This is a genomic window from Amycolatopsis kentuckyensis (assembly GCF_041679295.1).
Lineage (GTDB): Bacteria > Actinomycetota > Actinomycetes > Mycobacteriales > Pseudonocardiaceae > Amycolatopsis > Amycolatopsis kentuckyensis_A.
In genome coordinates this window covers 852409-875863 of the sequence record NZ_JBGDMD010000001.1, presented here as the reverse complement: position 1 = coordinate 875863, position 23455 = coordinate 852409, and the positions used below count along the sequence as shown (strand labels likewise).

General features: G+C 72.6%; 21 protein-coding genes. 14 read left to right on the top strand and 7 right to left on the bottom strand.

The genetic code is table 11. The features are described from left to right. The first annotated feature begins 90 nt into the window (after positions 1 to 90). The 3 genes from ACERZO_RS04050 to ACERZO_RS04040 all read left to right on the top strand — a co-directional run bounded on the left by ACERZO_RS04050 (position 91) and on the right by ACERZO_RS04040 (position 4200). On the top strand, positions 91 to 789 hold the full coding sequence (locus ACERZO_RS04050) for a GntR family transcriptional regulator (RefSeq protein WP_372661820.1): 699 nt from the start codon (positions 91 to 93) through the stop codon (positions 787 to 789). A 568-nt stretch (positions 790 to 1357) separates the two neighbouring features. Continuing rightward, positions 1358 to 3748: a DUF7617 domain-containing protein gene (locus tag ACERZO_RS04045; protein WP_372661817.1), complete on the top strand. Its 2391-nt coding sequence runs from the start codon at positions 1358 to 1360 to the stop codon at positions 3746 to 3748. Between the two features lie 65 nt (positions 3749 to 3813). Then, entirely contained in the window at positions 3814 to 4200 is a 387-nt protein-coding gene (locus ACERZO_RS04040; protein WP_372661814.1) for an ester cyclase, read from the top strand. Here the strand turns inward: ACERZO_RS04040 and ACERZO_RS04035 are convergent. The 4 genes from ACERZO_RS04035 to ACERZO_RS04020 are packed head-to-tail and all read right to left on the bottom strand — an operon-like array spanning position 4190 to position 8442. Beyond that, the gene (locus ACERZO_RS04035; protein ID WP_372661811.1) at positions 4190 to 4954 is read right to left on the bottom strand and encodes an MHYT domain-containing protein; all 765 of its coding nucleotides are present in this window, start codon (positions 4952 to 4954) and stop codon (positions 4190 to 4192) included. The two genes, ACERZO_RS04040 and ACERZO_RS04035, sit on opposite strands and share 11 nt — an antisense overlap. A 13-nt stretch (positions 4955 to 4967) precedes the next feature. Continuing rightward, complete coding sequence (locus ACERZO_RS04030; protein ID WP_372661808.1) at positions 4968 to 5360, bottom strand: DUF742 domain-containing protein; 393 nt, start codon at positions 5358 to 5360, stop codon at positions 4968 to 4970. Continuing rightward, positions 5357 to 5866, bottom strand: coding sequence for a roadblock/LC7 domain-containing protein (locus tag ACERZO_RS04025; RefSeq protein ID WP_372661805.1), 510 nt, complete (start codon positions 5864 to 5866; stop codon positions 5357 to 5359). Before ACERZO_RS04025 ends, ACERZO_RS04030 begins: the two co-directional genes overlap by 4 nt. After that, complete coding sequence (locus ACERZO_RS04020; RefSeq protein WP_372661802.1) at positions 5863 to 8442, bottom strand: ATP-binding protein; 2580 nt, start codon at positions 8440 to 8442, stop codon at positions 5863 to 5865. Before ACERZO_RS04020 ends, ACERZO_RS04025 begins: the two co-directional genes overlap by 4 nt. A 406-nt stretch (positions 8443 to 8848) precedes the next feature. Between ACERZO_RS04020 and ACERZO_RS04015 the strand changes: the two genes are divergently transcribed. After that, positions 8849 to 10117 carry a low temperature requirement protein A gene (locus tag ACERZO_RS04015; RefSeq protein WP_372661799.1) on the top strand — a complete coding sequence of 423 codons (1269 nt, stop codon included), beginning with the start codon at positions 8849 to 8851 and terminating at the stop codon, positions 10115 to 10117. 31 nt (positions 10118 to 10148) lie between these two features. Here the strand turns inward: ACERZO_RS04015 and ACERZO_RS04010 are convergent, their stop codons facing one another. Next, positions 10149 to 10616, bottom strand: coding sequence for a MarR family winged helix-turn-helix transcriptional regulator (locus ACERZO_RS04010; RefSeq protein WP_372662943.1), 468 nt, complete (start codon positions 10614 to 10616; stop codon positions 10149 to 10151). Between the two features lie 103 nt (positions 10617 to 10719). On the opposite strand from ACERZO_RS04010, the gene ACERZO_RS04005 reads away from it, so the two are divergent. From ACERZO_RS04005 to ACERZO_RS03990, 4 genes are all read left to right on the top strand, one after another. Further along, positions 10720 to 12513 (top strand): thiamine pyrophosphate-requiring protein, encoded by a 1794-nt coding sequence (locus ACERZO_RS04005; protein ID WP_372661796.1) that lies wholly within the window; start codon positions 10720 to 10722, stop codon positions 12511 to 12513. Beyond that, positions 12510 to 12704, top strand: coding sequence for a hypothetical protein (locus ACERZO_RS04000; RefSeq protein ID WP_372661793.1), 195 nt, complete (start codon positions 12510 to 12512; stop codon positions 12702 to 12704). The genes ACERZO_RS04005 and ACERZO_RS04000 overlap by 4 nt, the downstream gene beginning before the upstream one ends. Positions 12705 to 12706: 2 nt before the next feature. Continuing rightward, positions 12707 to 13711, top strand: a complete 1005-nt coding sequence (locus ACERZO_RS03995; RefSeq protein ID WP_372661790.1) for an SDR family oxidoreductase — start codon at positions 12707 to 12709, stop codon at positions 13709 to 13711. 262 nt (positions 13712 to 13973) lie between these two features. Next, positions 13974 to 14897 carry an anti-sigma factor RsbA family regulatory protein gene (locus ACERZO_RS03990; protein WP_372661787.1) on the top strand — a complete coding sequence of 308 codons (924 nt, stop codon included), beginning with the start codon at positions 13974 to 13976 and terminating at the stop codon, positions 14895 to 14897. Between the two features lie 6 nt (positions 14898 to 14903). On the opposite strand, the gene ACERZO_RS03985 is transcribed toward ACERZO_RS03990, so the two are convergent. Then, positions 14904 to 15578 carry a TetR/AcrR family transcriptional regulator gene (locus ACERZO_RS03985; RefSeq protein WP_372661785.1) on the bottom strand — a complete coding sequence of 225 codons (675 nt, stop codon included), beginning with the start codon at positions 15576 to 15578 and terminating at the stop codon, positions 14904 to 14906. 103 nt (positions 15579 to 15681) lie between these two features. Between ACERZO_RS03985 and ACERZO_RS03980 the strand changes: the two genes are divergently transcribed. Then, positions 15682 to 16629, top strand: a complete 948-nt coding sequence (locus ACERZO_RS03980) for an NAD-dependent epimerase/dehydratase family protein (RefSeq protein WP_372661782.1) — start codon at positions 15682 to 15684, stop codon at positions 16627 to 16629. Between the two features lie 58 nt (positions 16630 to 16687). Here the strand turns inward: ACERZO_RS03980 and ACERZO_RS03975 are convergent, their stop codons facing one another. Continuing rightward, positions 16688 to 17050, bottom strand: coding sequence for an STAS domain-containing protein (locus ACERZO_RS03975; RefSeq protein ID WP_372661779.1), 363 nt, complete (start codon positions 17048 to 17050; stop codon positions 16688 to 16690). A 352-nt stretch (positions 17051 to 17402) separates the two neighbouring features. Between ACERZO_RS03975 and ACERZO_RS03970 the strand changes: the two genes are divergently transcribed. Genes ACERZO_RS03970 through couO form a run of 5 tightly spaced genes read left to right on the top strand, consistent with a single transcriptional unit; the run spans position 17403 to position 23420 of the window. Further along, a complete protein-coding gene (locus tag ACERZO_RS03970) occupies positions 17403 to 18968 on the top strand; it encodes an acyl-CoA synthetase (protein WP_372661776.1) in 1566 nt (521 codons plus the stop codon). Continuing rightward, positions 18965 to 19741 (top strand): crotonase/enoyl-CoA hydratase family protein, encoded by a 777-nt coding sequence (locus tag ACERZO_RS03965; protein ID WP_372661773.1) that lies wholly within the window; start codon positions 18965 to 18967, stop codon positions 19739 to 19741. The genes ACERZO_RS03970 and ACERZO_RS03965 overlap by 4 nt, the downstream gene beginning before the upstream one ends. Next, entirely contained in the window at positions 19738 to 21654 is a 1917-nt protein-coding gene (locus ACERZO_RS03960) for an acetoacetate--CoA ligase (protein WP_372661770.1), read from the top strand. The genes ACERZO_RS03965 and ACERZO_RS03960 overlap by 4 nt, the downstream gene beginning before the upstream one ends. Next, positions 21651 to 22538, top strand: coding sequence for a 3-hydroxyacyl-CoA dehydrogenase NAD-binding domain-containing protein (locus ACERZO_RS03955; protein ID WP_372661768.1), 888 nt, complete (start codon positions 21651 to 21653; stop codon positions 22536 to 22538). Before ACERZO_RS03960 ends, ACERZO_RS03955 begins: the two co-directional genes overlap by 4 nt. Before the next feature lie 15 nt (positions 22539 to 22553). Further along, positions 22554 to 23420, top strand: a complete 867-nt coding sequence (couO, locus tag ACERZO_RS03950) for a 4-hydroxyphenyl-beta-ketoacyl-CoA hydrolase (RefSeq protein ID WP_372661765.1) — start codon at positions 22554 to 22556, stop codon at positions 23418 to 23420. Positions 23421 to 23455: the final 35 nt, after the last annotated feature.

Below are 23455 nucleotides of genomic sequence, written 5' to 3'. Positions count from 1 at the left end.
GAGCCATCCGGGGCTTCGCCCCCGGCCGGGGGCTCCGCCACCCGGGGCCCCCGAGAAGAAGGTGGCGAGCCGGCGGACCGCCCGCCCACCGTGAAGCGCGACCGCGTGCGGCGGCACCTGCTCAAGGTGATCGAGAACGCCGGTCCCGGCACCGGGCTGGCCTCGGAACGCGACCTGGCCGCGGAGCTGGGCGTGTCGCGCCCGACCGTCCGGGCGGCGATCGACGAGCTGACCCGCACCGGGCTGCTGGTGCGCCAGCGCGGGCGCGGGACGTTCACGAGCCCGCACAAGGTGACGCAGGAACTGGCGACGGGGCTCGCCGTCCCGCCCGCGGAGGGGCACTGGACGAGCCGGGTGGTCGCGTTCGCGGTCTCCCCGGCCCCGCGCTCGGCGGCGGCCGACCTGGAGCTCGCCCCGGGAACCCCGGTGCTGCGTGTGACGCGGGTCCGCCACGTCGACGACGAGCCGATCGCGATCGAACAGCTGGCGCTGCCGGCGGCCCTCGTCCCCGGGCTCGCCGTCGCGGACCTGGAATCGGGCAACTTCTACCGGCTGCTGCGGGAGCGGTTCGGGATCGTGGTGTCCGACGCGGTGCAGACGATCGAGCCGGCGGTGACCAACCCGGAGCAGGCCGAGCTACTGGAGATCGCGGTGTACGCGCCGATCCTGCACATCGAGCGGCTCACCCGCGACACGACGGGCCGGGCGGTCGAGCTGACGCGCTCGGTGTACCGCGGCGACCGGTACCGGATCACGTCCAAACTCCGCTTCGACGCCGAATCGGGCTGAGCACGACGGGCTGGCGCCGAGCCGGGCCGGTCGCGGCACCGCGGTTCCGGCTCGCGGTTGCCGGACTGGGTCCTGCACGACCTGTCGGCCAACGGGCCCGCAGCCGTCCCGTGAGAGCGCTGTCCGGGTGCGCAACGTCGGCCCGCGGTCGTCGGAGCGGTCTCGCGCGAATTCGCGGCGAGCGGTGTCGCGGTGGCGTGCGTCAAGATGCCCGACGCGAAGGCGGGCATCACCCTTGCCCAGCCCAGCCACCGGAGAAGCGGGCCGCCACCCATCCGCACATCCGGAAAATAGATCATCACCGCGGTGGAATCGCGCCGGTTTTCGCGACCGGCCATTACCCGATCGAGTGACGACACGACGGCATCCGAGTGAGTGCCCGTCAGAAAACCCCTTGTCACAGCGCATGTCCGTTGTTTCGCATCGGTAACGAACTGCGCTGTTGGCATCGCCTTTCTGGCGCCCGGGTGAGAGCGCTTCAACGCACTCCCGGCACGGCATAGGATTTTCCTTCGGCCGGGAAAACGATTCCCGGAATCCACTCTCGGGAAAGAATCGAGGACCATTCATGCGAAGACGCATGCTGGGAGCGGTGCTGCCCCTCGTGCTCGTCGCGGCCGGCGCCGCCGCCCTGCCCGCGACCGCCGAGGCCGCCGCCGTCTCGGGGCTCACGAAGTCCGTGCAGGGCACCGGCTCCCCCGCCGACCACGGCACCACCGCGAACTGGGTCATCGGCTACGACGACCAGGCCACCGGGTCCGGCGCCGCCACCATCACCGACGGGATCGGCGCGGGCCAGGCGTTCCAGTCCGGTTCGCTGCACGCGCCGCCCGGCTGGACGCCGTCGTGGTCCACCGACGGCACCACCTTCACCGGCACCGAACCCGCCTCGGGCGTCACCGCGGTGCGGGCGGCCGACCCCGACGCCGGGCCCGACGCGACGTCGCTGTCCGGTGCTCTCACCCCGCCCGTGCAGGCGGTCACGACGGCGACCGGCGGCGACGGCTTCAGCCCGATCCTGTACCGCACCACCGGTGGTGCGCTGCAGGCCTGGAACATCTACCACCATCTGGGGGCCACTTCGCCGAAGGTGGTCTGCACCGACCTCGCCACAGGGCAGCGCTGCCCGGGCGGCCCGTGGCCGAAGGTGCTCAACACCGCGCCGGGCCCGCTCGGCACCCTGGGGGCCGGGGACATCGCCAGCACCATGGTCGAGCAGTACGTACGCGACCCCGCCGCGCCGGCGAAGGTCTACTACCCCGCCGTCACCGCGTCCTCGGTCGGCGTCGGCTGCCTCGACCTGGCGGCCACGGCCAACTGCGGGTACTGGGCGCTGTCCCCGACCGGCGGCTCGCCGGCGGTGAGCAGCATCGGCGGCTTCGTGGCGACCGGCGGCAACCTGTACGGCATCGTCAGCTCCGGTGCCGTGGTGTGCTGGACGATCGCCACGCAGAGCGCCTGCGGCGGCCAGCCGTACGCGCCGATCGTACCGGCCGCCAACCAGCCGTACGTCTACGGCGGGGTGACGGTCGTGGCGGGCAAGGTGTTCGCGTCGACGTCGAACCCGGGCACCGGGCAGCAGCCGTCGCTGGGCTGCTTCGACCCGGCGACCGCGACGGCGTGCGCGAACTGGGCCGCGTCCCGGCCCACCGGACCGGCGGGGAACTTCACCTACAACGACTACACGGCATTCGACGCGAGCGGTGCCCCGGTGGGCGCGTGTGCGACGACGACCGGCGGGACGAACGTGACGACGTGCTACGCCCTGGACGGTTCCGCGCTCGCGGCCCCGCCGGGACCGGCCGCGCTGCCTGGCGGCGTGTACGCCTTCCCGCCGGAGGTCGTCACCGATCCCAACGGCCACGTGCGCACCTACCTGCCGATCTGGAACGGCGGCTACGCAGGTGCGGCGCTCTGCCACGACTGGACGACGGGCGCGGCGTGCGCGGGCCTGCCGGGGCCGATCTCGCACCCCACGGTGAACGGCGGGGCCACGCGGGACTACGGGTATTCGTACGACCCGCCGTCCGGCTGCCTGATCGGGCTGGGCGACGCGGGCGTGCTGTTCTCGATGGATCCCACGACCGGGGCCACGCCCTGCGTCCGTTCGGGCGGGCAGGTGACGCTGAAGCCGGGTGACTTCTACTGCGACGGCGGCTCGCACGTCCAGGGCTACACGGCGGCGCGGCTGACGGGCGTCGATCCGGCGAACGTCGACTTCGCGGCGTCACGGGTCACGGTGGTGGACCAGGACGGCGCGACGGTGCCGACCCCGGGCTTCGCCCCGGACGGCTCGGTCGACCTGACCGGGGTCTCCGTGGCGGCGCACCCGTCGATCACGGTGACGACCACGCTGGTCCTGCACTCCGCGGCCGGGTTCGCCGGCCGGCTGGTGGTGGACTACGCGGGCGACGCGCCGCAGCTGTGCTTCCGCACGACGATCTCGGCGGACTGCGCGGTGTCGTCGGTGGCGAACACGGCGTCGGGTACGGATTCGACGGGTTCGTTCACCTCGAACACGGTGACGCTCCCGGTCGCGCCGGGGGCGTCTTGCACACCGAAGGTCAAGGTGGAGAAGGAGATCTGCACGTCGTCGTCGGCTTCGAAGTGCGGCCCGGGAGGCGCGGGACCGTGGGCGAAGCAGGCGGGGGTCGGGCTCCTGGGCCTGCTGAACGCGACGGCGTACTGGCGGATCACGGTGACGAACCTCGGCCCGGTCGGGATCACGTCCGCGCACGTGGTGGACAGCGTGGAGCCGTCCTGCCAGACGGCGGACTTCACGTTGGCGGCGAGTCAGTCCAAGCAGGTGTACTGCTCGACGTACGCGTTGCTGAGCCTGTTCCCGATCACGAACCAGGCGAAGGTGAGTTACGTGCCGGTGAACGTCCCGCCGGGGACACCGCCGTCGCACACGGCGTGGTCGTCGGCGAAGGCGTGTTCGCTGTTGTGCATCCTGTAGGGGGTTGAGGTGACGGCCCGCGGGGGAAGTCCGCTCGCGGGCCGTCCACGACCACGAGGAGCACCATGGCGGACATCGAAGAGCGTTACCGCGCCTACCTGACCTGCCTGGACGAGCGGCGCTTCGCCGACCTGGGGACGTTCGCGCACGACCCGGTCGTCCACAACGACCGCACCCTGCGCTTGACCGAGTTCCAGGACCTCCTGAAGCGCGACGCCACCGAGATCCCCGACCTCCGCTACGCCATCGAACGCCTCGTCGTCCAAGGCGACCAGGTCGCGTGCCGCATCAGGTTCGACTGCACCCCGGTCGCGACCTTCCGCGGCATTCCGCCCACCGGCGAGCGCGTCTCCTTCGTCGAACACGTCTTCTACCGCTACGAGAACGGCAAGATCGCCGAAATCTGGTCCCTCATTGACACCGACGCCATCCGCGAGCAGCTCACACCGTGACCTGTTCACCGGCGACGGGCTCCGCGGCCTTCGGGGACACCGCCGGCGCCATCAGCACCGCGCACAGCGGCACCGCCATCGCGATCGCCGCCAGGACGAACACCGGGAACAGGAAGGAGAACACCTCGATCCCGGCCGGGTCCGGGGCGTTCATGTCCATGTGCATCTCGACCGCCGCCATGCCCGTGTAGTGCATGCCCGTCACCGCCGCGCCCATCACGAACCCCGCCAGCAGCCGCAGCGACAGCCGGTCCAGGAACACCGCGAACCACAGCGCCGCCGTCGCCGCCACCACCGCGATCACCACCGACAGCGCCACCAGGCCGCCGTCGTAGCCGAAGTCGCCCTTCACCCGCAGGGCCGACATCCCGGTGTAGTGCATGACGTTCACCGCCAGGCCCGTGATCACGCCGCCGAGCGCCAGGCGCCACCAGCCGAACTTCGCGCGGCCGCCCACCACCAGCAGGCCCGCGAACACCGCCGCCACCGCGAGGATCGCCGACAGCACCGTGCGGAAGACGTCGTAGCGGACCGGCATGCCCGGCGTGCTGAAGCCGAGCATCGCCACGAAGTGCATCAGCCAGATGCCGACGCCGCCGATCGAAACCGCCGCCAGCACCAGCCACCGCACGCGGTGCCGGGGGTCCGCCGCGTGGCGGGCCTGCACCGCGCACGCCAGCCCGAGCGCGCAGCCCACCACCGACGTCAGGTACGCGAGCACGAGCAGCCAGTGCCCGAGCGCGAAATGCTCCATCGCGAAGTCCTTCCTACAGGTCGCGCAGCCCGTACAGCACGCGTTCCATCAGGTCGTGGCGCTCGTCCCAGGTGGAGGTGTCCGACAGCGTGTCGCGGACGATCACCAGGTTGTCCTGCATCAGGTCCGACACGAGCACGCGGACCACGCCGAGCGGCAGCGACAGCAGCGCGGCGATCTCCATCAGCGACCGCGGCCGCAGGCACAGCTCGGTGACCTCCGCCAGCGCGCTCGACCCGAGGTAGCCCGCTTCGGCCCGGCCCGCCGCCGTGGTCTCGACCAGCGCTTCGACGGCGATCTCGACCGCCGGCGCCGTCCGGCCTTCCGTCCAGGCGTACGGGCGGGCCAGCGACGCGCTGCGCCGCGGCTCCTCCCCGTACGGCCCGGGCGGCGGGTCGTCGATCACCGGTGGTCCTGGGCCACCGGCATCTCGCGCGCGGGCACGTCGACCTTCTGCCCCACCCGCTCGACCAGCATCGTCATCTCGTAGCCGACCAGGCCGATGTCGCAGCCGGTCGAGGCGAGCACGACGAGGTTCGAGCCGTCGCCGACGCTCATCAGCAGCAGGAACCCCTGCTCCATCTCGATGACCGACTGCACCACCCGCCCGGCGGTGAACAGCTCGGCGGTGCCCAGCGACAGGCTGGACAGGCCGGCCGCGATGGCCGCCAGCTGGTCGGCGCGCTCGCGGGGCAACGCTTCGTCGGCGGCCACGAGCAGGCCGTCGGCGGAGACCAGCACGGCGTGCGCCACCCCCGAAACGTCCTGCACGAACCCGTTCACCAACCAGTTCAGCGTCGCCGTGCGTTCGGGCGGCGCGGCGGAACCGGGGAAGGCCAGTGTCCCGCTGAGGGACCGGGCCGAGGGTTCGGTGCCGGAGCGGCGCGGCGGCACGTCGGGAAGTTCCGTCATCGCGGATCCACTTCGTCCTTTCCGGATTCTTCGGCGCGGGCCGCGGTCTCCCGCCGGGCCGCGCGCATCCCCTGGTAGTGGCGGGAGAGGCTGGTGCGGACGGCGGCGGCGTCGCGGAACGACCCGCCGCTCTGCTCGCGCACGCGCGGGACGGCCGCACCGGGGGCGAGCTGGGCCCCGGGCCGCCGCGTGGGCAGGCCGGCCTCGGTGAGCCGTTGCGCGGCGACGGGCTTGAGAGCGCTTTCGGCGGCTTGCCGCGCGCGGTCGGCCGGGGTGTCCCACTCGCCGACGACGGGTTTTTCGGGCCGGGTGACGGGCTTTTCGACCGAGGTGGGCCAGTCCGCGGCCGGGACGGGCGGCTCCGCGGCGTGCGCAGGGGACGTGGTTTCGGCGGCGGGACTCTGTCGTGCCACCGGAGTTTCGGCCTCGGCCTTCGCTTCGGTGGGCGGCGGCCAGTCCACTGTGGACTCCGCTGGCGCCGGCTCCGGCGCCTTCTTCCCCACCGCCGGCCACTCCCCCGGCCCCGCCGACCCGTTCCGCCGCGCCACCGGCTTGGCCGACGGCTCGGTGAACCAGCTCGTCACGACCTGCTCGAAGATCGGCGTCGACGCCTGCGCCGGCACCTCCGGGGGCCGGGTGTGGCCGTTGCGATTCGCCGCGGCGGACACCAGTCTCCCCGCGCCGATCGGGCGGGCCAGGTCCGCGATCACCAGCGCGCCCGGGACGTGGACGCTCGCCGTCACCCCCGCGTGCCGGGCTCCCGTGCCCGTCGCGCGCAGCCGGACCGTCACCCCGTGCAGGGACGCCAGCCGGCCGACCACGAACAGCCCCATCCGGCGGGTCGTGTCCGGGCCGACCGTCCCGGCCGCCGCCAGCCGCTCGTTCACCGCCGCGAGCTCCGCCGGCGTCATGCCCAGCCCCTGGTCGACGACCTCGATGAGCAGCCCGCCGTCGGCGCCGCGGTCGGCCGTCAGCGCCACCTTGTGCTCCGGCGGGGAAAACCGCGTCGCGTTCTCCAGCAGCTCCGCGAGGATGTGCACCACGTCGGCCGCCGCCTCGGGCTGGACCGAGCTGCGCGGCGCGTTGCCCATCGCCACCCGCCGGTAGTCCTTGACCTCCGACGTCGCCGCGCGCAGCAGGTCGCGCGTCGGGACCGGTTCGCGGCCGTGGCGGACCGGCCGCCCGCCCGCCAGGACGTGCAGGTTCTCGCCGTTGCGGCGCAGCCGGGTCGCGATGTGGTCGATGCGGAACAGCTCGTCGAGCCGCTTCGGGTTCTGCTCCCCCGACTCGAGGTCTTCGATGATCGACAGCTGCTGCTCGACCAGCGACTGGCTCCGCCGCGACAGCGTCATGAACATCTCGCTGACCTGCTTGCGCAGCTCGGCCTGCTCGACGGCGAGCCGGACCGCCTGCCGGTGCATGTCGTCGAACGCCCGGGCCAGCTGCCCGATCTCCTCCTCGGTCTTGACGCCGGAATCGGGCACCGCGCGCCAGTCGACGTCGTGGCCCTCGCGGACCTGCCGGACGGTCTCCGGGAGCTGTTCGTTCGCCGCGCGCAGGGCGGCCGCGCGCAGCCGGCGCACCGGCGTCACCAGCGACCGCACCACCAGCAGCGCGATCGCGAGCGCGCCGAGCAGCGAGCCGAGGACCAGCGCCGTGTCGCGCAGGGAGTCCGACCGGGCCCGGTCGGCCGCGGCCGAGACGTCGCTCGCCAGCTTCGCCGAGACGTCGTTCAGCACGGCCGTCACGCCGGTGGTCTCGGCGGCGATCGAAGGGGCGAAGGACGCGAGCGTCGCGGTGCCGCCGTTCCCGGAGTCCTGGAGCGTGTCCAGGCGCTCTTCGGCGGAGCTCGTCGCCGCCTTGAACCGGTTCAGCCGGTCGCCGGTGAGCTCGTGTTCGACCTGCTCGCCGAGCACTTCCTGCTCGGCGGCGGTCTGCACGACGGCGGGGCGCAGCGACGCGTCGCCGGGGCTGTTCTGCGCCGCCCGCGCGTAGGTCTCCTCGGTGGCCAGCTCGGCGCGCAGGTGCACGAGCAGCCGGGTGGTCTCCGCGCCGGCCGCGGTTTCGGTGCCGGCGTCGGCCGGGACGAACGCGGGCACGAGGTCGCCGAGGGTGGCGATGATGTCGTTGTAGCCGGCCGCCTTGGTGCGGACGTCGCCGCCGCCGGCGCCGGCCGCGCGGATCCCGGCGAGCTTGCCCAGCGCGGTGTTCAGCGCGCGGCCGGTGTCGGCGGGCAGCGGCGCGAAGCCGGTGTCGCGCTGGACGGCGGCCACCTTCGCGTCGACGGCCGCGGTCAGCGTGTTCGGCGCGCCGGCCGGGACCGCGACCGCGGCGACCATCTCCTCTCCCAGCGACGCGGTGAGGTCGATCGTGTCGCGCAGCACCGGCAGCCGGTCGCGGGCCGCGCTGAGCGCGGTCGCCCGGTCGAGCTCGCCCTGGATCCGGATTTCCGCGAGCGCCACCGCGACCAGGACCGGCAGCAGGAGGACGACGCTGATCTTGGTGCGGACGCTCCAGTGCGCCGGCCACCACGCGGCGTCCACCGGCAGGCGGGGCGTGGATCTGCTTTCGTGCATGGCGGAATCGCTCGATTCCCAGCCGCGCGCACGGCTGACGTCGAACTCGGACAGGACGAGGGCCCCAGGGCCGATCACGGACGTGGCGTTGATCGAGCCGACCAGCAGAGAACCCCACGCCCGCCATCCTTGTCAACCCTAAGGAGCGGCGTTTCGGAACGCGGAGAACAAATTGATCGCACGGTTAACCGAACGTGTGCCGGTGATCGCTGCTTGTACATCGTACAAGCATGTTCGCGCAGTTCCAGGGCCTACCGAGCGGCAAACGAACCCCGCGTGGCATTGGCGGCAGAATTACCCACAGGGGTGGCCGGGGCGAATTCCGCCCATTGTTCGAATGGTGTGTTATTAATTCCCGCGGCGCCCGCCCGCGGGGCCCCGGCGCGGACCCGGCAGAATCGCCGTCGTGACCGATGTGGACGAAACCGGCGGCGGCAAGCGGGTCGGCTGGGTCGAGCTGTACTTCGACCTGGTCTTCGTGTTCGCGGTGGGCCAGGTGGCGCACGGCGTCGTCGCGGACCCGCACTGGGCACGCGTGGCCGCCGCGCTCGGCCTGTTCGCGACGCTGTGGTGGACGTGGATCGGCTTCGCCGTGCTGTACAACCGCCGCGGCGACGACAACCGCGTCGCCGACCGGCTGTTCGTCCTCGCCGGCACCATCCCCTGCGGAATCGCCGCCACGCAGGCGCACCACGTCTTCGAAGGGCACCCGGCGATCTTCGCGGCGGCCATGGCCGGGGTCCGCCTGATCCTCGCGGCCGCGCACCGCTGGCCCGCGCGCGAGGGGCTCGACCAGCGGCGGATCAGCTGGGGCTACACGATCTCGGCGGTCCTGTTCGGCGTGTCGGCGGTCGTCCCGTTCACGTGGGCGCTGTGGGTGTTCGCGCTGCTGCAGGAGGCGGGCTTCCTGCTGCTCGGCGACCGGCCGAAACGGCGTCGCGGCGAGCGCCGGGAACGGCCGACGCGGGAGTCCCGGTGGCGGAGCATGTGGACGCCGCCGCGCGACCCGAACCTGGCGGTCGACTCGGCGCACCTGGCGGAGCGGTTCGGGCTCTTCATGATCCTGCTGCTGGGCGAGCTGGTGATCACGGTCGGCACGGCGGCGCTCGAGCGCCCGGCCGACGACCTCGCGTACTGGGCGTCCCTGGTCGCCGGGCTGGTGATGGCGGGCGCGCTGTGGTGGCTGTACTTCACGTCGGCCGCCCTGATCTACGAGCGCATGCTCGACCTGTCGGGCGGCAACCCGGCGCTCGCGTACTCGCTCTACGCGGGCGGCCACCTGTTCCCGGCGTTCGCGCTGGTGCTCATCGCGGCGGGGGTGAACCTGTCGCTGCACGAGTCCCCACCCCAGGCGGCGGGCTGGTTCACGACGGCCGGCCTGGCGTTGTACCTGTCGGGCACCCGGGTGTTCTCGGCCGGCCCGGCGGAGCGCTGGTACGGAAGCGTCGCCCGCGTCGCGGCACTGGCCGCGACGGTGTGCCTGGCGTTCCTGGGCCGGGTGCTCCCGGCGCCGGCGGTGATCTCGGTGGTCGCGGCGTGGGCGGTGGGATCGACGGTGGTGGCGGCGGGGATCCGCCACCGCGCGCTCGAGGAGTTCGGCTCGGACCCGGTGGCGTTCCTGCGCAGCATCGAGACGGCCCGGCGGAACGCTGCCGACCGCCGGCCGCCCTCCTGAGCGGTTCGGGCGGTTGCCCCGGAACCGTGAGCTAAGTTGCGTCACGCAATAGTGGCCGGAAATCCGCTTCGTACGCTTTGACGGCTTCGGCGAACCGCTCGAACGCGACGACCGCCGCGGCCCGGTCCTCGGCGTCGAGCTGCCCGAGCACGGCCGCGAGCACCTGCCGGCGGTCGCGGTCGACGCGGTCCACCAGCCGGCGGCCCGGGGCCGTCGGCGCGAGCAGGGTCTCCCGGCGGTTCAGCGGGTTCGGGGCCTTTTCCAGCAGGTTCACCGTCACCAGCCGGTCGCACGCCCGGGTGACCGACGACGGGTTCAGCGCCAGCTCGCGCGCGACCTTGCCCACCGTGACCGGCGTCCGGTCGGCCACCACGCGCAGCGCGCGGAACTGGGTGAGCGTCAGCTGCTCGGTGTTCCGCCCGACCGTCGCGTCGGCGATGGTCACCATGGCCCGGAGCACTGCCAGCGCGGCACCGGCCTCAGCGGACTCCAGGGACATTTGCGTCACGCAAGAATAGTACGGCCCGAAAGCGGGTATCGCGATTCCACGAGCGCCGGACGGGTAACCGACCACGGGAAGCCCAGACGCACAGGGAGTACTCATGGCTCAGACAGTCGGCGACCACCTGCTCCGGCGCTTGCGCGAGTGGGGTGTCGAGCAGGTCTTCGCCTACCCCGGTGACGGGATCAACGGCCTCGTCGCCTCGTTCGGCAAAGCGGACAACCAGCCGCGCTTCGTGCAGGCGCGGCACGAGGAAATGGCCGCCTTCGCGGCGGTCGGCTACGCGAAGTTCAGCGGCAAGGTCGGCGTCTGCATGGCGACGTCCGGCCCGGGCGCGATCCACCTGCTCAACGGGCTCTACGACGCGAAGCTCGACCACGTCCCGGTCGTCGCGATCGTCGGGCAGACCGCGCGCAGCGCGATGGGCGGCAGCTACCAGCAGGAGATCGACCTGCAGGCGCTCTACAAGGACGTCGCGAGCGAATACCTCGTCGAGGTCAACGTCGCCGAGCAGCTGCCGAACGCGCTCGACCGGGCGATCCGCACGGCCGAGTCGTCCCGCTGCCCGACCGCGCTGATCATCCCGGCCGACCTGCAGGAAGAACCGTACGAAGCGCCGAAGCACGCGTTCAAGCAGGTGCCGTCCAGCCCGCCGGGCACCTCGTGGCCGGCCCCGGTCCCCCCTGAAGCGGACCTCGACGCGGCGGCCGAGGTGCTCAACGCCGGCGAGAAGGTCGCCGTCCTGGTCGGGCAAGGCGCGCGTGGCGCCGCCGAAGAAGTCCGGCAGCTCGCGGAGGTCACCGGTGCCGGTATCGCGAAAGCGTTGCTGGGCAAGGACGTCCTGTCCGACGAGCTGCCGTACGTGACCGGCTCGATCGGGCTGCTCGGCACCCGGCCGAGCTACGAGCTCATGCGCGACTGCGACACGCTGCTCATCGTCGGCTCGAACTTCCCGTACAGCCAGTTCCTGCCGGACTTCGGTCAGGCGCGGGCGGTGCAGATCGACCTGGACGGCCGGCTCATCGGGATGCGCTACCCGACCGAGGTCAATCTCGTCGGCGACAGCGCGGCCACGCTGCGTGCGCTGCTCCCCCGGCTCACGAGCAAACCGGACCGGTCCTGGCGCGAGACGATCGAGAAGAACGTCGCTTCCTGGTGGGAAACCATCGAAAAAGAAGCCGCGGTCGACGCCGAGCCGGTCAACCCGATGGCCATCGTGTCCGAGCTGTCCAAGCGGATCCCGGAGAACGCCATCGTCACCGCGGACTCCGGTTCGTCCACCAACTGGTACGCCCGCAACCTCCGCATCCGCGGCGACATCCGCGGGTCGCTGTCGGGGACGCTGGCCACCATGGGGCCGGGCGTGCCGTACGCGATCGGCGCGAAGTTCGCCCACCCGGACCGGCCGGTGATCGCCCTCGTCGGCGACGGCGCCATGCAGATGAACGGCCTCGCCGAGCTGATCACCATCGCCCGCTACCAGCACCTGTGGAGCGACCCGCGCTGCGTGGTCTGCGTCTTCCACAACAACGACCTGAACCAGGTCACCTGGGAGCTGCGTGCGATGGGCGGCGCGCCGAAGTTCGAGGAGTCCCAGAGCCTGCCGGACGTCGACTACGCCGGCTTCGCGCTTTCGCTGGGCCTCGCGGCGGTCACCGTCGACAAGCCGGACCAGCTCGCGTCGGCGTGGGACACCGCGTTGTCCGCGGGGAAGCCGGCGGTGCTGGATGTCCGCTGCGACCCCGAGGTGCCGCCGATCCCGCCGCACGCGACGTTCGAGCAGGTGAAGTCGGCCGCTCAGGCGGTGCTGAAGGGCGACCCCGACGCGTTCCACCTCGTGGCCCAGGGGGTCAAGACGAAGCTGCAGGAGTTCCTGCCCGGGAAGAACCGGTGACGACGACGAGCAGAATCGCGGCGGCGCGCATGGCCTGGGCCGGCGGGGTGCTGATCGCCTCGCGTTACGTGCCGGTCCCGCGGAAAGCCGCGGTGGTGCTCGCCGTTCGCCACCTCGCGCAGGGCGCGGCCACGCTGCGGCGTCCGGACGGCGTACGTGCGGCCCGCAACCGCACCGGAAAACGGAGGTAGTCGTGTCCGGCACCCAAGTCGTCGTCGTGACCGGGGCCAGCGGGGGCATCGGCCGGGCCGTCGCGCGGGCCTTCGGGGCCCGGCAAGCCCGGGTCGCCCTCCTGGCCCGCGGCGAAAAAGGCCTGCACGAGGCCGCCGAGGACGTCATCGAAAACGGCGGTACCGCCCTCGAAATCCCTGCCGACGTCGCCGACTTCCGCCAAGTCGAAGCCGCCGCCGAACGGGCCGAAAAGGAGCTCGGCCCCATCGACGTCTGGGTCAACGTCGCCTTCACCTCGGTCTTCGCGCCCTTCGACCGGATCGAGCCCGACGAGTTCCGGCGCGTCACCGAAGTCAGCTACCTCGGCTACGTCCACGGCACCATGGCCGCCCTCAAGCACATGAAACCGCGCGACCGCGGCACCGTCGTCCAGGTCGGCTCGGCCCTCGCCTACCGCGGAATCCCCTTGCAGAGCGCCTATTGCGGCGCGAAGCACGCCATCCAGGGCTTCAACGAATCGCTCCGCTGCGAGCTCCTGCACGAAGGCAGCCACGTCCGGACGACCATGGTGCAGATGCCGGCCGTCAACACACCGCAGTTCTCGTGGGTCCTCTCGAAACTCCCCGATCACGCGCAGCCCGTGCCGCCGATCTACCAGCCGGAAGTCGCCGCGCGGGCCGTCGTGCACGCCGCCGACCACCCGCGCCGCCGCGAATACTGGGTCGGCGGCAGCACCGTCGGGACACTCGTCGCCAACGCCGTCGCCCCCGGGATCCTCGACCGCTACCTCGCCAAGACCGGCTTCACATCCCAGCAGACCGGCGAAGCCAAGCCCGCGAACCAGCCCGCCAACCTGTGGGCCCCCGCCGACCGGACACGGGACTTCGGCGCGCACGGCGAGTTCGACGCCCAGGCCACCCCGCGCAGCTTCCAGCTGTGGGCAAGCCGGCACCACGGCCTGCTCGCCGCCGGCGGGAGCGCGCTCGCGGCGACGGCGCTGGCGGTCTGGCGGCGAGCGCGGGCGTGACCGGCGTGCTGTCCTCGCTGACGCCGGCGGCTTCGGCCGCCGGCCGTGGCGCGAGCTGCGGCGTCGCGACGACGGCACGTGGACCGGCCGCACCGGCGACCTGCGGGTGCGGACGTTCCGCTGGTTCGAACGCACCCGGGCGGCCTGCGGACCGCCGGGGCTGCTCGAGGCGGCCCAGCGGCTCTCCTGACGGGGTTCCCCCGAACCGGTTACGCCGGTCGCGCATACTGGGAGACGTCCTCGGTACCCGGAGGAGGCCAGTTTGAGCGCGGATCCCTTTGTGCACCCCGCGTTGTTCTACCGCGACGACGCCGAATACGTGGCCGGGACGGTTCCGTTCGTGTGGGGCGGGCTCGCCGCGGGCGAACCGGTCGCCGTGGCCGTGCCGGGCCCCAACCTCGCGCTGCTGCGCCGCGAACTCGGCGCGGACGCCGACCGGGTCCGGCTGCTGGACATGACCGAAGCCGGGCGCAACCCCGGGCGGATCATCCCGCGGGTCCTGCGCGCCTTCGCCGACAAGCACCCGGCCGGGCCGGTGCGGATCATCGGCGAGCCGATCTGGGCCGGGCGATCGGACGTCGAGTACCCGGCGTGCGTGCAGCACGAAGCGCTGATCAACCACGCGTTCGCCGGCCGGGACGTGACGATCCTGTGCCCGTACGACGTCTCGCGGCTCGACCCGGCCGCGCTGGCCGACGCCGAGGCCACCCACCCGGTCCTGATCGACGGCGCCGGCCACCGCACCAGCACGGCGTACGCGCCCGACGACGTCCTCGCCCGCTACAACCGGCCGCTGCCGCCGGGGCCCGCGGCCCAGCGTGTGGTGGAGCTGGCGGACACGACCGACCTCGCGGCGGCCCGGGCACTGGCCCACGTGCACGCGGCGGCCGGCGGGCTGAGCGCCGACCAGGTCGCCGACGTCGAGGTGGTCGTGACGGAGCTGCTGTCCAACTGCGTCGAACACGGCGGCGGCACGGGCACGGTCCGGCTGTGGAGCGAAGCCGGCGAGTTCGTCTGCGAGGTCGAGGACAGCGGCACCTTGGCGGACCCGCTGGCCGGCCGCCACCCGGCGACGCCCGAGCAGCCCCGGGGCCGCGGGCTGCTGCTGGTCAACTACCTGGCCGACCTGGTCCGCCTGCACACCGGCGACCACGGCACGACGTTCCGCGCGTACTTCCGCGCCTGAGCGCGGTCAGGGCAGGCCGGCGAGGTCGGCCAGCAGCGTCATGTGGTGCTCGAAGTACTCGGCGCGCGCCCGGACCATGTCGTCGAGGCGGTGGAAGACCTCGAAGTTGACCTGGCCGAACAGGTGCGTCCAGGCGAGCAGCGCCCGGTCCAGGCGCTCCTCCGAGAGCTCGCCCGCCTGCTGGTCGACGAGGCGGCGCAGGTCGGCGCGGACCGGAGTGGGCAGCGGCGGCCCGGCCGGGACCGCCGGCGCCTCGGCGACGATGGCCGCCAGCAGCAGGATCACCTTGGACGCCGGGGCCACGGTGTCCGGCGGCGCCGCGTACCCGGGGACGGGGTTGCCGTAGAGCAGGCCGTACTCGGCCGGGTGCGCGAGCGCCCAGGACCGGACCGCGTGGCACGTCGCCAGCCACCGGCCACGCAGGTCCTCGCGCGGGAGCGCCGCTTCGGCGTCGACCGCCGCGTCGCCCAGGCCGTCGTAGGCGTCGATGATCAACGCCGTCAGCAGCGCGTCGCGGCTCGGGAAGTACCGGTACAGCGCCGAAGCGACGATGCCCATGTCCCGCGCCACGGCGCGCAGCGACAGGTTCGCGCCCTCTTCGGCGAGGCGCCGGCGGGCGACTTCCTTGATCTCCTGGTGCATCTCCGAGCGGACCCGGGCACGCAGCGACGAGGCGGACACGGCCCCAGTGTCGCACAGGCGAGAACACTGTTCTTGACGCGACGGCGCCGGACCTCGTACGGTGTTCTCGTCCGAGAACAGTGTTCTCTTCATGGGGGTTTCCATGGCTCTGCACGTCATCGTCGGCGCCGGTCCGGTCGGCGCGGCCACCGCACGCCTGCTCGCCGCCCGGGGCGACGAAGTCCGCCTGCTCAGCCGGCGCGGCGGCGGCCCGGTCGTCGACGGCGTCCGGCTCGTGGCCGCGGACGCGACCGACGCCGCCACGCTCGCGCGGCACACGGCCGGCGCGGCGGCGCTGTACAGCTGCGCCGGACCGGCGTACCACCGCTGGCCCACCGACTGGCCGCCGCTGGGCGCGGCGTTGCTGCACGCAGCCGGGACGAGCGGCGCGGTGCTCGTCACGACCGGGAACCTGTACGCGTACGGCGCGGTCGACGGCCCGATGACCGAGCAGCTGCCCGCGCGTCCGAACTCGGTCAAGGGCGAGGTGCGGGCGAAGCTCTGGGCCGACGCGCTGGCGGCGCACGAAGCGGGCCGGATTCGCACGGCCGAGGTCCGCGGGTCGGACTACCTCGGCGCGGGCGCACTGTCGTCGTTCACGGCGCTGGTGCTGCCGAAGGTCCTGGCGGGCAAGCGCGCGGCGGCCCCGGCCGACCTCGACGCGCCGCACAGCTGGACGTACGTCGGCGACGTCGCCCGCACGCTGGTGGCGGTCGCGGCGGACAAGGGGGCATGGGGCCGTCCGTGGCACGCGCCGACGCCACCACCGATGTCCGTGCGCGGCTTGGCAACGCGCGCGGCGGAGCTGGCGGGAGCCCCTGCGGCCCGCGTGACGACGATGCCGCGGATCGCGTTGCGGTTGGCGGGCGTTTTCAACCCGACGGCGCGGGAGATGCTCGAGGTCGAGTACCAGCTGCGCGGGCCGTTCGTACTGGACTCGTCGGCGGCGACGGCGGCGTTCGGCATCGAGCCCACACCGACCGACGACGCGCTGCGCGAGACGATCGAGGGGCTCACCGGTCCGAAGCCTGCGGAGAGCGCACGGTCGTGAGCGTGAAACAGGGTTCTAAGCCTGTTTCCCACTCACGACCCCTGGGGTCGTGCGCCCGCTAGTTCGGGATCTCCGTCGCCCGCTCCCAGCCCGACGGCAGCGGGCTCAGGTTCAGCGCGTGGTCGAGGCCGCTGCCGGCCAAGGCCCGGCGCACGACGCGGTTGTCGCCGGTGACGATCCGGAGAGTGGTGTTCTCGCGGACCGTCCGGACGTGGATGTCCGCGAGCACGGAAAGCCCGGCCGAGTCCAGGAAGTCGACCTCGGAGAGGTCGAGCACCAGCGTCGGGAACCGCCGGTGCGCCCAGGTGGCGAGGACCGAGCCGAGCTCGGCGGCGCTGTCCTCGTCGAGGGCGCCGCTGATCCGGACCATCACCGCGCCGAAGTACGGCCGGATGACCTTGATGGCGGAACTTCGTTCCACGCGGGGAGACGGCACGGGGATTGCCGTCGCGGGGTGCTGCACGACCAACATTGTGTACGCCTTCAGTCGCGGATGGCGTTTCGAGCGGTGTCCACTGCCCGCCCGAACGCCGGCAAGTCTGGGGGAGGGCGGCTGCTCCTGAACCGCACCCTTGCAGCGTAGTCCTTGATCCAAACGGCGCAACCCCGCCAACGGCCGAACCGGCCGTGAATCACTGTCGGCCGAAAGCACGTCTTCCCGGCGCAGGCACCAAAACCCGCCGCCGGACGGCCCGCCCTTGACAGCCCGCGCGGGTGACAGTCATGCTCGACAGCGTCTCAGGGTTCCTGATATAGCACACGGAGGTGCCGGCGTGACCCGATCGCCGCACGGCCCGGCCGACTTCGGCCTCGGCAGCTGGCCCGCGCGGCGGGCCCGGATCTCCCCCGGGCGCACCGCGCTCGTCCAGCCCGGCCGCACGCGCACCTACGCCGGGCTCGCCGAGCGCGTCGAACGGCTGGCCGGCGCGCTCGCCCGGCTCGGCGTCCGGCCGGGCGACCGCGTGGCGTACCTCGGGGTCAACGATGTCACCGTCTTCGAGACGCTCTTCGCCACCGCCCGCCTGGGCGCGCTCTTCGTACCGCTCAACTACCGGCTCTCCCCCGCCGAGATCCGCTACATGCTCGAAGACAGCGGCGCTTCGGTGCTCGTGCACAGCCCCGATACCGACGCCCTGGTGGCCGGCCCGCTGCCGGAGACGCTCCGGCACGTCGTCGCGACGAACCCGGCGTCCTGCCCGGCCGGCGGGCTGGACTACGAGGCCGAACTCGCCGCCGCCGGAGAGCCACCGGCCACCGGCGTGCGGCTCGAAGACCCGTGCCTGCTGCTCTACACCTCCGGCACCACCGGCCGGCCGAAGGCCGCGGTCCTCACCCACGGGAACCTCACCTGGAACACCGTCAACCAGCTCGCCCACCTCGACGTCCTGGGCACCGACAAGGCGCTGTGCATCGCGCCGCTGTTCCACTGCGTCGGGCTGGGCCAGATCACGCTGCCGACGCTGTTCAAGGGCGGCAGCGTGGAACCGGTGGCGAAGTTCGACCCAGGCACGATCCTCGGCCGGATCGGCGAGGCCGGCATCACGAGCTTCTCCGCCGTCCCGACGATGCTGGAACTGCTGTGCCGCCACGAAGACTGGGAGCGCACGGACCTGAGCTCGCTGACGTGCGTGCTCTACGGCGGCTCGCCGGTCGCCGAACGCGTCGCCCGCGCGTGGCTCGACCGCGGGGTGAAACTCCTTCAGGGCTACGGCATGACCGAGGCCTCCCCCGGCGTTTCGATGGCCACCCACGAAGGAACCCTCGACCACCCCGTCGCCGCGGGCGTGCCGCACTTCTTCACCGACGTGGCCGGTCTCGGCCCCGACCTCACTCCCGAGCCGCTCTCCGGGACGCCCGCGGAGCTGCTCGTACGCGGCCCGCACGTCTTCGGCGGTTACTGGAACCGGCCCGAGGAGTCGAAGGCGAGCTTCGTCGACGGCGACTGGTTCCGCACCGGCGACGTCGTCAAGGTCGACGACGACGGCTGGGCCCACGTCGTCGACCGCGTCAAGGACATGATCATCTCCGGTGGCGAAAACGTCTACCCGGCAGAGATCGAGGCCGTCGCGGTCCGGCTCGACGCGGTCGGCGACTGCGCCGTCGTGGGCGTGGCCGACGAGCGCTGGGGCGAGGTCGGCGCCGCCTTCGTCGTCCGCCGGGCCGGCGCTGAGCTCGACGAAGCCGCCTTCCGCGCCCACCTCGAACAGCACCTCGCCCGCTACAAGATCCCGAAGCACATCGAGTTCACCGATGCCCTGCCCCGCAACGCCACCGGCAAGATCCGCCGCGTCGAACTCCGCGCGCGGGCCGCCGAAGCCTTCCCGAACGGACCCGCATGACCACCGCTTTCCTGCCCCCGTCCCTGCGTCTCGAGCTGCACGACGACGTCGCCGTGCTGCAGCTGGCGCGGCCCGAAAAGCGCAATGCCCTCGACGACGCCACCGTGCTCGGCCTCGAAGCGTTCTTCGGCGCCCCGCCCCGCGGGGTCAAGGCCGTCGTGCTCGACTGCGTGGGCGAGCACTTCTCCGCTGGGCTGGACCTCTCGGAGCTGACCGAGCGCGACACGTTCGAAGGCCTGGAGCACTCGATGATGTGGCACCGCGCGTTCGAGCGGCTCGAACGCGGGCGCGTCCCGGTCGTCGCCGTGCTGCGCGGCGCGGTCGTCGGCGGCGGCCTGGAGCTGGCGGCGGCCGCGCACATCCGCGTCGCCGAACCCTCGGCGTTCTACGCGCTGCCCGAAGGCCAGCGCGGCCTGTTCGTCGGCGGCGGCGCGTCGGTGCGGGTGCCGCGGCTGATCGGCGCGCACCGGATGGCCGACATGATGCTCACCGGCCGCGTCCTCGACGCCGACGAAGGCCACGCCGCCGGGCTGTCGCACTACCGCGTCGACGACGGCTCCGCGCACGCGCTCGACCTGGCCCGCAAGATCGCCACCAACTCCCCGATCACGAACTTCGCCGTCCTGCAGGCGCTGCCCCGCATCGCCGAGGCCAACCCGGCCGAGGGCTACCTGCTGGAGGCGCTGATGGCCGCCGTCGCCGGCGGCAGCGCCGAGGCCAAGGAACGGATGCAGGCGTTCCTGGACAAGCGCGCCGGGAAGGTCGGCCGATGATCCTGCGCCCGGTCGCGCCCGACGTCCGCGAAACCACCGAGATCGGCCGGTACCTGACCTGGCTGGCCGAGCGCGGCCACCGTTTCGACGACTACACCGCACTGCACCGCTGGTCGGTGACCGACCTCGACGGCTTCTGGACGTCGATCAAGGACTTCTTCGGCGTCCGCTTCCACTCGCCCGAAACAGCGGTCGTGCCGGACCGGCGGATGCCGGGCACCGAGTGGTTCCCCGGCGCGACCCTCAACTACGCCGAACACGCCCTCGGCGGCCCCGACGGCGAAATCGCCGTCGTCGCCTACTCGCAGACGCGGGAGCGCACCGAGCTGACCTGGGCCGAGCTGCGCGACCAGGTCGCCCGCGCCCGTGCGGGCCTGCGCCGGCTCGGCGTCGGACGCGGCGACCGCGTCGCGGCGTACCTGCCGAACATCCCCGAAACCGTCGTCGCCTACCTGGCGGCCGCGAGCCTCGGCGCGGTCTGGGCGTCCTGCGCGCCCGAGTTCGGCGCCCGTTCGGTCGTCGACCGGTTCGGCCAGATCGAACCGCGGGTGCTGCTGACGGTGGCCGGCTACCACTACGGGGCCAAGGAGGTCGACCGCCGCGCCGAAGTGGCCGAGATCCGCGCCGGCCTGCCGACCGTCGAGCACGTCGTCCACGTCCCCTACGGCGAGCACGACCTCCCGGGCACCCTGGAGTGGAGCGCGCTCCTCACCGAGAGCGCGCCCGGGTTCGAGCCGGTCGCCTTCGCGCACCCGCTGTGCGTGCTGTTCTCCTCCGGCACCACCGGCAAGCCGAAGGCGATCGTGCACGGCCACGGCGGGATCCTGCTGGAGCACCTCAAGAACCACGGCCTCAGCTGGGACCTGCGCCCCGGCGACCGGATCCTGTGGTTCTCCACCACCGCGTGGATGATGTGGAACGCGCTGGTCTCGGGGCTGCTCACGGGTGCGTCGATCGTGCTGGTCGACGGCAACCCGCTGCACCCGGACCTGGCGTGGCAGTGGCGCTTGGCCGCCGAGACCCGCGCGACGCTGATGGGCGCGAGCCCGGGTTTCCTGATGGCGTGCCGGAAGGCGGGGCTCGACCCGGCCGCGCAGTTCGACCTGTCGGCGCTGCGGCAGCTCGGCGCGGCCGGCAGCCCGCTGCCCGCCGAGGGCTACCACTGGGTGCGGGACGTCTTCGGGCCGGCCGTCCTGCTCAACGTCGGCAGCGGCGGCACCGACGTCTGCAGCGGAATCGTCCAGGGCGGCCCGCTGCAGCCCGTGCTGGCCGGCGAGATCTCCGGGCCCTGCCTGGGCGTCGACGCGAAGGCGTTCGACGAGCACGGCACCGAAGTCGTCGGCGAGCTGGGCGAACTCGTGATCACCGCGCCGATGCCGTCCATGCCGGTCGGGTTCTGGGGTGACGACACCGGTGCGCGCTACCGCGACACGTACTTCGACACCTACCCGGGCGTCTGGCGGCACGGCGACTGGATCCGGTTCTCCCGGGGAGGACACTGCGTCATCGCCGGCCGCTCGGACGCCACCCTCAACCGCGGCGGCGTCCGGCTCGGCACCGCCGAGTTCTACGCCGTCGTCGAGGAACTGCCGGAGGTCGGCGACTCGCTCGTCGTGCACCTGGAAGACCCGGCGGGCGGTAACGGCGACCTCCGCCTCTACGTCGTGCTCCGAGACGCCGTCCTGGACGCACCACTGCGCGAGAAGATCGCGACGGCGTTGAGGAGCGCGCTGTCGCCGCGGCACGTGCCCGACACGATCACCGCCGTCCCGGTGATCCCCCGCAACCGCACCGGGAAGAAACTGGAGCTGCCCGTGAAGAAACTGCTGCTCGGTGCCCGGCCGGACGACGTCGTCGGCCGGGACGTCCTCGCCGATCCCACCGCGCTGGACCACTTCGGGATCCCCTCGTGAGCACCGTCGCGATCGTCGGCACCGGCGTGATCGGCGTGAGCTGGGCGAGGCTCTTCCTCGCCCACGGCCTCGACGTCGTCGCCACCGATCCGGCGCCCGGCGCCGAGGAGCGGTTGCGCGGTGCTCTCGACGACACGGATCGGCTGCGGTTCGTCGCCGGCCCCGGCGAAGCGGCCGCCGCCGCGGACTTCGTCCAGGAGAACGGTCCGGAGCGCGAGGACGTCAAGCACGCCCTCTTCGCCGTCCTCGACGAGGCCGCACGGCCGGACGTGGTCCTGGCGAGCAGCTCGTCCGGTCTGCTGCCCAGCGTCATCGCGCGCGGCTGCCCGCACCACCCCGAGCGGGTCGTCGTCGGGCACCCGTTCAACCCGCCGCACCTGATCCCGCTCGTCGAGGTCGTGCCCGGCCGCGAGACCACGCCCGAAATCGTCGACCGGGCCGTGGCGTTCTACACCTCGGTCGGGAAGCGGCCGATCCGGTTGTCGCGCGAAGTGCCCGGCCACGTCGCGAACCGGCTGCAGGCGGCGCTGTGGCAAGAGGCGTATTCACTGGTGGAGCGCGGCATCGCCACTGTCGCCGACGTCGACACGGCGATCGCGTACGGGCCCGGCCTGCGCTGGGGCGTGCTCGGCCCGTTCCTCAACCAGCACCTCTCCGGCGGCGCGGGCGGGCTCGCGCACGTCCTCGCGCACCTCGGCCCGCCGACCGAAGAGTGGTGGCGCGACCTCGGCCAGGTCCACCTGACCCCGGAGCTGGCCGAAACGCTCGTCGCCGGGGTCGACGCCGAACTGGCCGGCACCGCCGAGGAGTCCCTCGTCGCCGCGCGCGACGCCGTCCTGAACCAGCTGCTGGCCGCCAAGGCCGCGCAGCCCGACCTGCCCTGAGCACCGGAGATTTTCGTGGACCTTTCCGCACTGACCGCCATCGACGTCCACACCCACGTCGAGCAGGACGGGCACGGCTGCTTCGCCCTCGACCAGGAACTGCTGGACGCCTCGGCGAAGTACTTCCGCGCCGACCAGGACCGGACGCCGACGGTCACCTCGATCGCCGAGCACTACCGCGCGCGGAACATGGCCGCCGTCGTCTTCACGGTCGAGGCGCCGGCCGCGACCGGGCACCCCGCCCTCTCGAGCGAGGAGATCGCCGACGCGGCCGCCGAGCACGCCGACGTGCTCATCCCGTTCGGCTCGGTCGACCCGCACGCCGGCAAGGCCGCCGTGCACCGCGCGCGGCGCCTGGTCACCGAGCACGGCGTCCGCGGCTTCAAGTTCCACCCGAGCCTGCAGGCGTTCGAGCCGAACGACGTCCGGTACTACCCGCTGTACGAGGCGATCCAGGAGCTGGGCGTGCCGGCGCTGTTCCACACCGGGCAGACCGGGATCGGCGCCGGCCTGCCCGGCGGGCACGGCATCAAGCTGCGCTACTCGAACCCGATGCTGCTCGACGACGTCGCCGCGGACTTCCCGGGCCTGACGATCATCCTGGCCCACCCGTCGGTGCCGTGGCAGGACGAGGCCATCTCGGTCGCGACGCACAAGGCGAACGTGTACATCGACCTGTCCGGCTGGTCGCCGAAGTACTTCCCGCCGCAACTGGTCCGCGCGGCGAACTCGCTGCTGAAGCGCAAGGTGCTGTTCGGCTCGGACTTCCCGGTCATCACGCCGGACCGCTGGCTCGCCGACTTCGCCGCCCTCGACCTCAAGGACGAGGTGCGCCCGCTGATCCTCAAGGAGAACGCCGTCCGGGTACTCGGCCTGGCCTGAACGTTTGTCCGGTCCGTCCCCGGGCACCCGCGGGG

Coding starts and splice junctions, on each gene's coding strand:
- ACERZO_RS04020 (WP_372661802.1), bottom strand. CDS start 8,442: ATGCACGAAAGCAGATCCACGCCCCGCCTGCCGGTGGACGCCGCGTGG.
- ACERZO_RS04010 (WP_372662943.1), bottom strand. CDS start 10,616: ATGTCCCTGGAGTCCGCTGAGGCCGGTGCCGCGCTGGCAGTGCTCCGG.
- ACERZO_RS03980 (WP_372661782.1), top strand. CDS start 15,682: ATGGCTCTGCACGTCATCGTCGGCGCCGGTCCGGTCGGCGCGGCCACC.
- ACERZO_RS04005 (WP_372661796.1), top strand. CDS start 10,720: ATGGCTCAGACAGTCGGCGACCACCTGCTCCGGCGCTTGCGCGAGTGG.
- ACERZO_RS04035 (WP_372661811.1), bottom strand. CDS start 4,954: ATGGAGCATTTCGCGCTCGGGCACTGGCTGCTCGTGCTCGCGTACCTG.
- ACERZO_RS04040 (WP_372661814.1), top strand. CDS start 3,814: ATGGCGGACATCGAAGAGCGTTACCGCGCCTACCTGACCTGCCTGGAC.
- ACERZO_RS03960 (WP_372661770.1), top strand. CDS start 19,738: ATGATCCTGCGCCCGGTCGCGCCCGACGTCCGCGAAACCACCGAGATC.
- ACERZO_RS04045 (WP_372661817.1), top strand. CDS start 1,358: ATGCGAAGACGCATGCTGGGAGCGGTGCTGCCCCTCGTGCTCGTCGCG.
- ACERZO_RS04025 (WP_372661805.1), bottom strand. CDS start 5,866: ATGACGGAACTTCCCGACGTGCCGCCGCGCCGCTCCGGCACCGAACCC.
- ACERZO_RS03965 (WP_372661773.1), top strand. CDS start 18,965: ATGACCACCGCTTTCCTGCCCCCGTCCCTGCGTCTCGAGCTGCACGAC.